This window comes from Serratia sp. ID 25-353 (assembly GCF_054792795.1).
On the sequence record NZ_CM139236.1, the window covers coordinates 99,562 to 111,511 of the forward strand.

12 protein-coding genes are annotated in these 11,950 nt (G+C 61.0%); 8 read left to right on the forward strand and 4 right to left on the reverse strand.

The window, feature by feature from the left end:
• Positions 1–50 precede the first annotated feature (50 nt).
• Complete coding sequence (locus ACYF6X_RS00415) at positions 51–953, reverse strand: LysR family transcriptional regulator (RefSeq protein ID WP_130018482.1); 903 nt, start codon at positions 951–953, stop codon at positions 51–53.
• A 140-nt stretch (positions 954–1,093) separates the two neighbouring features.
• Here ACYF6X_RS00415 and ACYF6X_RS00420 point away from each other — a divergent pair, with 140 nt between their 5' ends.
• The 6 genes from ACYF6X_RS00420 (at position 1,094) to ACYF6X_RS00445 (ending at position 6,959) form a co-directional block, all read left to right on the forward strand.
• Positions 1,094–2,629: an MFS transporter gene (locus tag ACYF6X_RS00420; protein WP_130018481.1), complete on the forward strand. Its 1,536-nt coding sequence runs from the start codon at positions 1,094–1,096 to the stop codon at positions 2,627–2,629.
• 41 nt (positions 2,630–2,670) lie between these two features.
• Entirely contained in the window at positions 2,671–3,714 is a 1,044-nt protein-coding gene (locus ACYF6X_RS00425) for an HlyD family secretion protein (protein ID WP_063989120.1), read from the forward strand.
• Positions 3,711–5,156 (forward strand): efflux transporter outer membrane subunit, encoded by a 1,446-nt coding sequence (locus ACYF6X_RS00430; protein ID WP_063989119.1) that lies wholly within the window; start codon positions 3,711–3,713, stop codon positions 5,154–5,156. Before ACYF6X_RS00425 ends, ACYF6X_RS00430 begins: the two co-directional genes overlap by 4 nt.
• Positions 5,137–5,910: a siderophore-interacting protein gene (locus ACYF6X_RS00435; protein ID WP_130018480.1), complete on the forward strand. Its 774-nt coding sequence runs from the start codon at positions 5,137–5,139 to the stop codon at positions 5,908–5,910. Before ACYF6X_RS00430 ends, ACYF6X_RS00435 begins: the two co-directional genes overlap by 20 nt.
• Before the next feature lie 21 nt (positions 5,911–5,931).
• Positions 5,932–6,375: a universal stress protein gene (locus tag ACYF6X_RS00440; RefSeq protein ID WP_033636596.1), complete on the forward strand. Its 444-nt coding sequence runs from the start codon at positions 5,932–5,934 to the stop codon at positions 6,373–6,375.
• A 71-nt stretch (positions 6,376–6,446) separates the two neighbouring features.
• Positions 6,447–6,959, forward strand: a complete 513-nt coding sequence (locus tag ACYF6X_RS00445) for an Mpo1 family 2-hydroxy fatty acid dioxygenase (protein ID WP_130018479.1) — start codon at positions 6,447–6,449, stop codon at positions 6,957–6,959.
• A 64-nt stretch (positions 6,960–7,023) separates the two neighbouring features.
• Here ACYF6X_RS00445 and ACYF6X_RS00450 read toward each other — a convergent pair whose 3' ends face one another.
• Complete coding sequence (locus tag ACYF6X_RS00450; RefSeq protein WP_165384400.1) at positions 7,024–7,194, reverse strand: hypothetical protein; 171 nt, start codon at positions 7,192–7,194, stop codon at positions 7,024–7,026.
• Between the two features lie 731 nt (positions 7,195–7,925).
• Between ACYF6X_RS00450 and ACYF6X_RS00455 the strand changes: the two genes are divergently transcribed.
• Positions 7,926–9,092, forward strand: coding sequence for an MFS transporter (locus tag ACYF6X_RS00455; RefSeq protein ID WP_063989117.1), 1,167 nt, complete (start codon positions 7,926–7,928; stop codon positions 9,090–9,092).
• A 32-nt stretch (positions 9,093–9,124) separates the two neighbouring features.
• On the opposite strand, the gene ACYF6X_RS00460 is transcribed toward ACYF6X_RS00455, so the two are convergent.
• A complete protein-coding gene (locus tag ACYF6X_RS00460; RefSeq protein WP_063989116.1) occupies positions 9,125–9,874 on the reverse strand; it encodes an NAD-dependent epimerase/dehydratase family protein in 750 nt (249 codons plus the stop codon).
• Positions 9,875–9,967: 93 nt separating this feature from the next.
• Positions 9,968–10,831 (reverse strand): LysR family transcriptional regulator, encoded by an 864-nt coding sequence (locus ACYF6X_RS00465; RefSeq protein WP_130018478.1) that lies wholly within the window; start codon positions 10,829–10,831, stop codon positions 9,968–9,970.
• A 114-nt stretch (positions 10,832–10,945) separates the two neighbouring features.
• Here ACYF6X_RS00465 and ACYF6X_RS00470 point away from each other — a divergent pair, with 114 nt between their 5' ends.
• Complete coding sequence (locus ACYF6X_RS00470) at positions 10,946–11,704, forward strand: SDR family NAD(P)-dependent oxidoreductase (RefSeq protein WP_130018477.1); 759 nt, start codon at positions 10,946–10,948, stop codon at positions 11,702–11,704.
• Positions 11,705–11,950 lie beyond the last annotated feature (246 nt).

An 11,950-nucleotide genomic window follows, 5' to 3' on the forward strand; every position in this document is an offset into this window, starting at 1 on the left:
GCGGCAGTGTCGTAATGCGCTGAAGGAGGAATTATGGGCGGTGAAGCCCCTCACTCCCTTTGCAAAAAGAACTGCTTGATGGTCTGCCGCAGCCAGCGGTGCGCCGGGTCGCGATCCAGGCGCGGGTGCCAGGCCTGCACGATAAACACCGATTCCAGCTCGAGCGGCAGCTCGATCTCCGCCAACGGCAGATGAATGTTGCTCACCCCCTGCAGCACGTGGCGCGGCAGCGGCAGGATAAAGTCCGATTTCATGGTCAACATCATCGCCGAATGAAAGCCCGGCAGGGTCAGGGCGACGTTGCGCTGTAGACCGAGATCGCGCAGCGCGTCGTCGATCGGCCCCTGCGTGCGCCCGCGGCGCGAGACGCTGATATGCGGGTAATGGGTCAGGGTTTCGGGCGTTACCCGGCCGATGATCGGGTGCCCAGGGCGCACCAGCGCCTGAAAGGTGCTGGTGAACAGGCTCTGCGTCTTAATTTCCGGGTGCCAGTCGCGCGAGGAACCGATCACCAGATCCACCTTGCCGCTGCGCAGCGCGTCATCTTCGCCGTCGCTTTCGGCGATAAACTTCAGGCCGCTTAGCGGCGCCATGTCCCGCAGCGTCTCCAGCAAGCCGCCCGCCAGCGAACCGATAAAAATGTCGTTGGCGCGAATGGTGAAGGTTCGGGTCAGCTTGCCGGGTTCGAATGCATCATTCGGTGCGATCAGCGCGGCGGCCTGTTCGATGATCTCGCCGAGCTGGCGTTTCAACTCCAGCGCACGCGGCGTCGGCACCAGATGCTTGCCGGCCCTGACCATGATCGGATCGTCGAACTGCCGGCGGATGCGCCCGAGAATGCGGCTCATCGCCGGCGCGCTCAGATTCATCTTCTCGGCGGCGCCGCTCACGCTACCTTCTTCCAGCAGCAGATTCAGCGCATAGATCAGGTTGAAATCAATTTTTTGCGGCATGGCCTCTCCGGTGGTGGTGCGCTCAATGGATTGCGTTTTGTGCAACTAGTTAATTACATGATTTCATTTTAAACAATCGAAATAAGTCCGGATACTGCCCACGACAACAAAGATTGAGGCTGAAACAGCAGGAGTGGGGAATGGTTGAGGTGTCTGTTACGCCGCACCACAAAAATCGATGGCTCGCCAGCGCCGGTGAAATCAACGGCCGCACCTGGCTGGGGCTGTTCGGCGTGTTTTTGGCGGTGATGGCCAGCGGCGTGGGGGAAAACGCCAGCAAGTTCGCGCTGGCGGATATACAGGGCGGCATGCTGCTGAGCTTCGATGCCGGCAGTTGGCTGACCACCTGTTACGTCACCGGCTTTGTGATCGGTTCCGGGTTCACGCCCTGTTTTTGGCCGACCTTTTCGCTGCGCCGGGTGGCGTTGACGATGTGCGGCATTTACCTGGCCGGTGGGCTGCTGACGCCCTGGTTGGGAGAACAGTATGGCGTGCTGCTGGCGGTGCGCAGTCTGCAGGGCTTCGCCGGCGGCGCGTTGCCGCCGATGCTGATGACGGTGGTGCTGCGTTTTATGCCGCCGCTGATCAAGGTGCTGGGGTTGGGCGCCTACGGCTGGGTCTCTGCCTGGAGCGCCACGTTGGGCGCCACCGCCGCCGCCTTCGCCTTTCACTGGGGCTGGAGCGGGTACTTCTACTGGAACCTGCCGCTGATGGCGATCGCCGCCGTGTGCATCGGCTACGGTCTGCCGCAGGATCCGCTGCGGCTGGAGCGCCTGCGGCAGTTCAACTGGCGCGGCCTGCTGCTTGGCGGCGTGGCGCTCGGCATGCTGACAGTGGGCATTTCTCAGGGGGAGCGCCTCGACTGGCTGAACTCGCCGCTGATCTACGTTTTATTATTGGGCGGCGGCGGATTATTGGCGTTATTTCTGATCAATGAATGGTATCACCCGCTGCCTTTTTTCAATTTGCAGCTATTAAGCAAAAGGAATTTGTCCTTCTCCTTAATTACGCTGGGTGGCGTACTGTTAATTATGGTGTCACTGGTTAATATCACGTCGGGATATTTATCCGCGATTCAGGGTTACCGTCAGGAACAAACCTCCGACTTAATGCTGTGGGTGGCGTTGCCGCAATTAATTACGCTGCCGATTGTCGCCATGATATGCAATACGCCGCGGGTGGATTGCCGCTGGGTACTGGCGATCAGCCTGCTGTTGATGGCCACCGCCTGCGTGCTGGCCGCCCAGCTGACGCCGGAATGGAACGGCGACACGTTTCGCGTCATCGCGCTGTTGCAGGCGATCGCTCAACCGATGGCGATCATCCCCCTGCTGATGCAGGCGACCGGTGGGCTGTTGCCGACCGACGGGCCGTTTGCGGCGGCCTGGTTCAACACGGTGAAGGGTTTCGCCGCCACCGCGGCCGGCGGCGCCATCGCGCTGCTCAGCCGGCAGCGCGGGGACTATCACGCCGGCACGATCGCCGACGGTTTTGGCTCGGCCTACAGCCGCGCATCGGGGTCGGCGGAGCAGTTGGCGCAGCTTGCCGCTCGGCAGGGCCACGTGCTGGCCAGCGCCGATCTTTATCTGTTGGTTGCCGGCCTGGCGTTATTACTGACCGCGCTGATTTTAGTTATGCCGACCCGTATTTATCCGCCGCGTTCGGTCGCTGCCTGACATTTTATCATCAGAAATAAATATTAAGTGGAGTCACTTTTATGGCTAACAAGAAAGTCGCCGTCGCCGTATTGGCGGTTACCGTCATTACGCTGGGGTTATTAATGAACAAATTCCTTATTAAAGAGACACAGCAGAATACCAACGACGCCTATATTCGCGCCGATATCTCGCGTATTTCTCCGCAGATTGCCGGTGAAATTGCGCAGGTGTTGGTCAGGGACAACCAGTGGGTCAAACAGGGGGAGTTGCTGGCGGTGATCGACCCGCGTGAATTCAACGTCGCGCTGGCGCAGGCAACGGCGCAGGAGCAATCCGCCCGCGCCCGGCAGGACGACGCCAGGGCCAACCTCACCCGGCAGAGCGCGCTGATCGCTGCCGCGCTGGCGGAGCGGCAGGCGGCGCAGGCGGAGCTGGCGTTTGCGCGCCAGGAGCAGAACCGCTATCAGAGAATGGCCAGCAGCGGCGCGGGTTCACAGCAGGCGGCGCAGCAGGCGACAACGCGGGTGCACACGCTTTCCGCCAATGTGGCGCAGGCGGAGGCGACGCTCAAAGCGGCGCGAAACATGGAGCAGGTGCTGCAAGCCAAGCTGGCGGACAGCGATGCCGAGCTGATGCTGGCGCAGGCGAAGAAAGCGATGGCTGAACTGAACCTGTCTTATACCCGCATCATCGCGCCGATCGGCGGCGTGGTCGGCAAGAAAAGCCTGCGGGTCGGGGAGTTCGTCAAACCGGGCGATGCGCTGCTGGCCATCGTGCCGCAGGACAAGCTGTACATCATCGCCAACTACCAGGAAACCCAGTTGGAAAACATTGCGCACGGGCAGTCGGTGGACATCCATATCGATACCTTTCCCGGACAAACGCTGAAAGGGCAGGTGGACAGCATTGCGCCTGCTTCCGGCGTCAGCTTCGCGGCCGTGGCGCCGGAGAACGCCACCGGCAACTTCACCAAGATCGTTCAACGCATCCCGGTGAAGATTGTGTTTGATATCAACAAAGAGCACGCCGCCTTGTTGAGCGCCCTGCGCGTCGGCATGTCCGCGGACGTCAGCATCAATACGCTGGACGGAGGCGTGCAATGAACAGGGCCGTGATCCCGCTGCTGTTGATGGCGCTGAGCGGCTGCCGGGCGGTAGGGCCGGACTACGCTCGGCCGCAGAACGCGTTGCCCGAGAGCTGGGGTGAGCAGGCCGGCGGCGGGGTGCTGCCGGTGGCTTGGTGGTCGATATTCAACGATGCGTCGCTGTCGCAACTGGTGCAGCGCGCGGCGGCCGGCAACCTGGATCTGCAGCTCGCCACGGCGCGCATGCAGCAAAGCCGCGCACTGCTGGGCGCGACAGAGGCGGCGCTGATGCCGGATCTGAGCCTGGACGGCGCCTATCAGCGCCAGCGTGCCACCTCGGTGGGCAGCATGGATCCGTCCGGCAACGGCGGAGAGGCGGATTATCATCTCTGGCGCGGCGGATTCAGCGCCACCTGGGAGCTGGACATGTGGGGCAAGCTGCGCCGCGCATCGGAAAGCGCGCGCGCCGGCTTCGCCGCTTCGCAGGAGAATCGGCGCGCGCTGCTGACGTCGGTGACGGCGGAGGTGGCGAGCGACTATCTGCGCCTGCGCGCCACGCAGCAGCAGCTGGCGGTAGCGCAGGAAAACCGCGCCACCGCGCTGCGTACGCTGCAACTGACGCAAAGCCGTTATCAAAGCGGTGCGGGCAACGAACTGGATATCGATCAGGCGCAGGTGCAATTGGCGCAGGTGGATGCCCTGCTGCCGGCGCTGTTCGGTAGGCAGGAACGCTTGATCAACGCCATCGGCCTGCTGCTGGGCGAGCGGCCGGGCGCGCTGAAAGCGATGTTGTCGCCAACGGGGCCGCTGCCGACGCTGGCGCACGCCGTGCCGATGGGCGTGCCGTCGGATCTGGCGCTGCGCAGGCCGGATATTCGCGAAGCGGCGGAGCGTTTGCATCAGGCGACCGCCGAGATTGGCGTCGCCACCGCCGACTACTATCCGCGCATCACGCTGACCGGCAACGCGGGCTATCAGGCGCTGGCGCTGGCGGATATGGGCAGTTGGTCCACGCATACCTTCGCCATCGGCCCCGCCCTGTATCTGCCGCTGTTCGACGGGGGGAAAATCACCCAGCGGGTGCGCCTGAGCGAATACCGGCAGCAGGAAATGGCCATCGCCTACCAGCAAACGGTGCTGCGCGCCTGGCATGAGATCGACGACGCGCTTTCCGGTTACCGCGCCCAGCAGCGCCGCCAGACGCACCTGGCCGAGGCGCTGGCCGCCAACCGACACGCGTTTGCGCTGGCGCGCGACAGCTATCTGAACGGCGCCAGCGATTTTATCCACGTTCTGAGCACGCAGCGCGCGCTGCTGGATCTGCAGTCCGCGCAAATTGTTGCTCAGGAGGAGACGGCGATCGCCGTGGTGAATATCTATCGAGCGCTGGGCGGCGGCTGGGAACACACCTACCCGTCTGCGGCGCCACAGGAGAAGGCTGATGCACAACACGCTGAATAAGATGGTCGACGAGATGCTGGAAAGGGATACCCGCCGCAAACGCGAGGCCCGGGTGAGCGCCGTGCGGCAAGTCACCGCCCGGATCCGCCGCATCACGTTGAGCGGCGACGATGTGGATAAGTTTATCGCCGATCCGCGCGCGCAGGAGCCGGCCTGCTGGGTCAAGGTGTTCTTCCCGTGGCGCGACACGCTGGCCGGGCGGGCTTATACCCTGAGCGGCATCGACAAACTCGCCCGCACCTTCGATATCGATATGGTGCTGCACGGCGAAGGCCCGGCGTCGAACTGGGCGCGCGACGCGATGCCGGGTGACAAGCTGGGGTTCGCCGGCCCTTGCTCCGGCGGCTTCCGGCTGTTGCCGCAAACTCGCTGGCTGCTGTTGCTGGGCGATGAGACCGCGCTGCCCGCCATGCGCACCATTCTCGCCTCGCTGTCTGCCCCGCTGCCGGTGCTGTGGTTCGCCGAAGTGGGCGATGCGCAGGAGATTCAGGATGTCGATTGCTCCTTTTTGCAGATGAACAGCTGGCAAATACGCACCCGGCATTTCGACAGCGTGATGAACAGCCCGCTGGTGCAGGCCGTCAGCCACTGCGAGCTGCCGGCCGGCGAAGGGCAGGTGTGGCTGGCCTGCGAACACCAGGTCGCCGCCTATCTGAAGGCGCGTTTTATCAACGAAATGGGCATCTCCCGCGCCGCCTTGTTTGCCAAAGGTTATTGGAAAAAGGGCGAAGCCAATTTCAAGGGCGCGATTTAACTCGGGCGAATGAGGATGGTTATGATTGAGAGAGTGTTATTGGCGGTGGACTGCTTTGAACACAGCGGCAACGCGCTGGATTTTATGGCGCGCCTGCAAGGCAGCATCGGCGGCGTGATCGTACTGACGGTGGTAGACAATGCCTTCACGCTTAGCCGCAGCGGCCTGCGTTTCGACAGCGACGAGCGTGAAGAATATCCCGCCGCCCAGCGCGAAGAGGCGCTGGCGGAAAAGCAGGTCGGGCAGGTGACGCGGGCGTTGAAACAGATGGGCTTCAACGCCCAGGGCCTGCTGGCTGCGGGGGCGCCCATCGAGGTGATCCCGGAACAGATGGCGTTGTTCAACTGCGATTTGCTGATCATCTCGCACCGCCACCTGTCTTCGTTGGGGCGCTGGCTGAACGCCTCCGTCACGCGCGGCCTGCTGGATGAGATTGGCCAACCGGTCTTGGTGATCCCGCGCTAAGCTATGGGTAAGGGCAGCCGCATGCGGCGGCGCGCGTTCGGCGACGAAGGCCGTACATACCGGAGGTCAACATGCGAAATCTGGAAGATCAACTTGCCGCTTATGCCGCCTATCACCGCGATGCGCGCAATATCGCCACGCATTTTATCGGCATCCCGTTGATCGTCATCAGCCTGCTGGCGCTGCTCTCCCGGCCGGCGTGGGGCGCGGGAGGGCTGCCGTTTTCGCCGGCCTGCGCGGTGGTTATTGTCGCGGCCCTCTATTACCTGCGGCTGAACCTGCGCCTTGGCATCATGATGCTGGCGTTGCTGCTGCTGTGCCTCGTGTTCGGCGCCTGGGTGGCGTCGCTGTCGACGGTGGCGTGGCTGAGCGTCGGTATCGGCGGCTTTGTCATCGGCTGGCTGTTTCAGTTTGTCGGGCATTTCTGGGAGGGGCGAAAACCGGCGTTTATGGACGACGTGACGGGCCTCATCATCGGCCCGCTGTTCGTGCTGGCGGAAGCCTGCTTCCTGGCCGGCGGGCTGCGCGAACTGCAGCGGAACATCGAAATGCGCTCGGGCAAAGTGCGCAATGAAAAGCGCTAAGCGATGCGGTGCCGATAGTCAGATAAAGAGCCTCTTTCATAGAAAGAGGCTGGATGGGCTCAGATTAGGCGTGTTGGATCAATTTCCAGGTGACGCCTTTGCCGCCATAGGGAGGCATGATATTGCCTTTAGCGATTGGCGCTGTGGTTGAGGGTTTGCCAACCACTTCCCACACACCGCTTTCCGGGCATTTCTGCCCTGTCGTGGCTGTAGTGCCAATAGGTGATTTAGACATACGATCTTTCCTTAATCAAAGCGGCGCCACCATAGCACCGCACATAAAGATATTTACATGTTCGCTTATATATTCAACCCATTGGTGTGAATATAGAGGATTGGTGTTTTCCCCATTCACTATTTGGATGCTTTGACTTTTTTATTTGTATTTTTAACTTTTAAGTATCAACTTATTTATAAATCAAATCCATGCTTGATAATTATTTTTAAATCTAATTGCTTTGATAATTTTTTATTAAATATTGTTTTATTTCATTGTGTTAGTTTTGTTTTCTGCACTCTGGTATTTATGGTGTTTATTTTTTCTTTATAATTCATATCCTAATTGTATAAAAATTAATTTGGTTGACCACTTTCATTACGCACCTCTTAGTCACGTCGTGAGGACTAACGTTTTCCACGCTATCGCCGATAACGCATAGTCAGTGAGTAATATCATAGGTTTTTCATTGGATTTACCCGAATATGGGATGCGGGGGATAAATAACCCAAATGCGGAGTGACTTTCCTGGTGCTTACCATTTAGACATACGATCGCCATTCTCCGTACGCATCACCGCGATCGTGGTAAAGCAATCTTGGTACCCTATGCCGATCTTGCCATGCACTTTTAACAAATTTGCAAAAGTCTTTTAGCCTCCCGCCTGCTTATCTTTGGTGTGATCAATGTCATACTTTCGGCATCTTAACTGTTCCCGCGCTTCGGCAGCGGTAAACCGGAGTTGTTGCATGAAAGTGAATTATCCCTTGTTAGCGCTAGCGGTAGGGGCGTTCGGCATCGGCACTACCGAATTCTCACCCATGGGCTTGCTGCCGACTATCGCCAAAGGGGTGGACGTCTCCATTCCGATGGCCGGCATGTTGATCAGCGCCTATGCCGTCGGTGTGATGGTCGGCGCGCCCCTGATGACGCTGCTGTTGTCGCACCGGGCGCGCAGAAGCGCGCTGATTTTCCTGATGGCGATCTTTACCCTGGGCAACGTGCTGTCGGCCATCGCGCCGGATTACACCACCCTGATGCTGTCGCGCATCATCACCAGCCTGAATCACGGCGCCTTCTTTGGCCTCGGATCGGTGGTGGCCGCCAGCGTGGTGCCGAAAGAGAAACAGGCCAGCGCCGTGGCGACCATGTTTATGGGGCTGACCATCGCCAATATCGGCGGGGTGCCCGCCGCGACCTGGCTGGGTGAAACCATCGGCTGGCGCATGTCGTTCCTGGCGACGGCAGGGCTGGGCGTGATCGCCATGCTGGGGCTGTGGTTCTCGTTGCCGAAAGGCAGCGCCGGCGCGCGCCCTGACGTGAAACGCGAGCTGTCGGTGCTGGTGCGGCCGCAGGTGCTGACCGCGCTGCTGACCACCGTGCTGGGGGCGGGCGCGATGTTCACGCTCTATACCTATATCTCGCCGGTATTGCAGCACATCACCGAGGCGACGCCGCTGTTCGTGACGACCATGCTGGTGCTGATCGGCGTCGGTTTCTCGATCGGCAACTACCTGGGCGGCAAGTTCGCCGACCGTTCCGAGAGCGCGACGCTGAAGGGCTTCCTGCTGTTGTTGGTGGCCATCATGCTGGTGATCCCGCTGCTGGCGCGCAGTGACATCGGCGCCGCGGTGAGCATGGTGATTTGGGGCGCGGCGACCTTCGCCGTGGTGCCGCCGCTGCAGATGCGCGTGATGCGCGTGGCCAGCGAAGCGCCGGGGCTGTCGTCTTCGGTCAACATCGGCGCTTTCAACCTGGGCAATGCGCTGGGCGCCGCCGCCGGTGGCGCGGTGGTCTCCGCCGGTTTGGGTTACAGCTTCGTGCCGGTGATGGGGGCGATTATCGCCGGGTTGGCGCTGCTGTTGGTGTTGTTCACCAGCCGCACCGCCGCAAAAGTCGCTTACGCCAACGGCTAAATACGCAGGTGCGGCGGGCCTGCTCGCCGCACCTACGCAAAGCCGAGCAGGCTGAACGCATCGTCCTGCGGGGCGTAACCCAGCAGGCGGCGGGTTTCTTCCAGCGATAAACGCGTGTAGCGGTTGTTGGAAACCCCGTGCACCACCGCATATTGCACCCCTTCGACGCGAATGCAGCGCTCCAGCAGATCGGCGGCGTCGCGATGGCTGAGAAACGCGCTCATGTCGCGGGCACTGAGCCGATCGTCCGGGCTGAGGGTGGTGAAGTTGGCGATACGCACCGACAGGGCGGAAAGCCCTTCCTGATGGGCGAAGTAGGCGGCAATGCCTTCGCCGAAGGCTTTGCTGGCGCCGTACAGATTCTTCGGCTTCGGCGCGTCGTCCGGGCGGATTTGATAATCGAGCGGATAGCCTTCCACCGCCTGTGCGCTGCTGGCGAACACCACCCGGCGGCAACCGGCGTCTTTCGCCGCGCGGAAGATATTGAAGGTGCCGAGAATGTTGTTGTCCATCAACGAGCCGCAGAAGTCGGCGTCGGGGGAGGGATCGGCCGCCAGGTGCAACACGGTGTCGATATTGGCGCAGGCCGCGCGGCAGGCGTCGAGATCGGCGATGTTGAAGCTGATGACTTCGTCGCCGGGCTGCAGATCGCGCAGCAGGCTGATATCCCGTTCCGCCAATCGTAGCGGGTAGCGATCGCCCATTGCCTGACGAAACGCCGTGGCTACCCGGCCGCCGGCGCCAGTGATCAGAATCCGTCCTACATCAGTACGCAACACCATGGTGACTGCCATCCCTACTTTCGATTAAGCGTTGACCAGTAATAATCCCCCGCGTGACTTTTGTCCAGTATTTATATTAGTCATGCTGATGCTTTATGCCGGCAATGGGCACGTTTTGCCGAGCGTTTCGACCAGGAAATTCATCACCGCGCGCACGGCGGCGGTGCGCGCCAAATCGGGATACGTCACCAGCCAAAGCTCGCGCGTTGGCGCGGCGCTCGCCGTGGGCAACGAAACCAGATTCGGATCGTTATCGGCGACAAACGTCGGTAAAACGGCGGCGCCTAACCCCGATCGTGCCGCTTGCTGCAATGAAAACAGATCGCTGGCCTGAAAGACCACGGGTCGCCCCTGTAACAGCTGTTGCAGCCATTGCTGATGCGGCTGCTGTTGGTAGTGATGGTCATAGGCGAGAAAGCGGCGCGCCGCATCGGGCAGTGCGGCGTGCTCTGGCGCGGCGTACAGCGCGTAGCGCATCATGCCGATGCGTTGCGTCAGCAGCTCCGGTTGCTGTGGGCGCACCATGCGCACGGCGATGTCCGCTTCGCCACGATCCAGCTCGGCGAGCGCGGACTCACCCGCCAGCGTCACGACGATTTGTGGGAAAGCCTGATTAAATTCGGTGATGCGCGGCGCGAGAATATGCGCGGCGATCGACGGCGGCGCACTGATGCGCACGTCGGCCTGGGGCATTGTGCCGGCGCTGCGCGCATGGCGGGCGATAGCCTGACTTTGCGCCTCGATCTCCGCCGCCAGCCCGGCAATCGCCTGCCCGTCCTGGGTCAACGGTGTGCTGCGCGGCAGCCGTACGATCAAACGCAGGCCGAGCGCCTGTTCCAGCGCCGCTACGCGTCGCCCGACGGTGGCGTGATCGCAACCCAACTCCCGCGATGCCGCCGACAACGAACCGGTGCGCGCCAGCGCCACGAAGTATTTTAAATCCTGCCAGTCAAACATCGGTGAATTCCTGCACATTGATGATGCGATTTTCGGGAATATTCACACGAATAACGGCGTGATTCAATGTGTGAACGTTTCCTTTTAAATTGAATTATTCAATTAGGATTTCTTATGAATTTGCGATTGCAGCAACGCACGGCATTGGTCACGGGCGCCAGCGAAGGGATCGGTGCCGGCATGGTCAGGGTATTGGCCGCTCAAGGGGTCAAGGTAGTGGCCACCGCACGACGCGGTGACCGGCTGCAGGTCTTGGCGGATGAGGTGGAACGGCAAGGGGCGGCGCGTCCGCAGGTGATCGTTGCCGATGTGACCGAGCCTGAGGCTCTCGCCCGTTTGGCGGCGCAGGCGCTGCGCCAAGTGGGGACCGTCGATATTCTGATCAACGCGGTCGGCGCGTTTCACCCCACGACGCTGAACGACAGCGATCGCAGCTGGGATGACGCCTTTGCTTTGAACTTCACGCCGGCTCGGCGGTTAACTCAGGCGCTGTTGCCGGCCATGCAGGCGCAAGGCTGGGGCCGGATTATCAACATCAGCGGCTCGATGGAGCCGCGCAACCTGAGCGCCGCCAGCGCCGCCAAGGGCGCATTGCATCTGTGGGCCAAAGGATTGGCCGGCGATGTGGCTGCGCAGGGGATTACCGTCAATACGTTACAGCCGGGGCGCATCAACAGTGAACAGATCCGCGAGCGCTTATACGCTTGTGATGAAGCGCGCCAGGCGTTCATTGCGCAACATATCCCGATTGGCTACTTCGGCGAACCGGAAGACATGGCCTATCTGGCGGCGTTTCTTTGTTCCCCGCTCGCGCGATATATCACCGGTGCGGTGATCCCGGTAGATGGTGGCATGCATTATTTCGCGCATTGAGGCCATTTTGTATAAGCGATCACAGTTCGGCAATTTGCCGGCGCAAAGCCTTGCCCCGGCAAAATCCGCGGTGTTAACGTCATAACTCAACCGATTTAGGGTTGTTACTGCTACGGCAGGCAAAACCTAAACCTCGCGTTTCTGTTCCCCGATGGGGCAGAGGCCGCGAGGTTTAGGTTTTTTTTTGCGCCGAATTCCGCCTCAGCGCCAGGCCAGCGCGGGGAGGGGAGCGGCAGAACGCGAAGT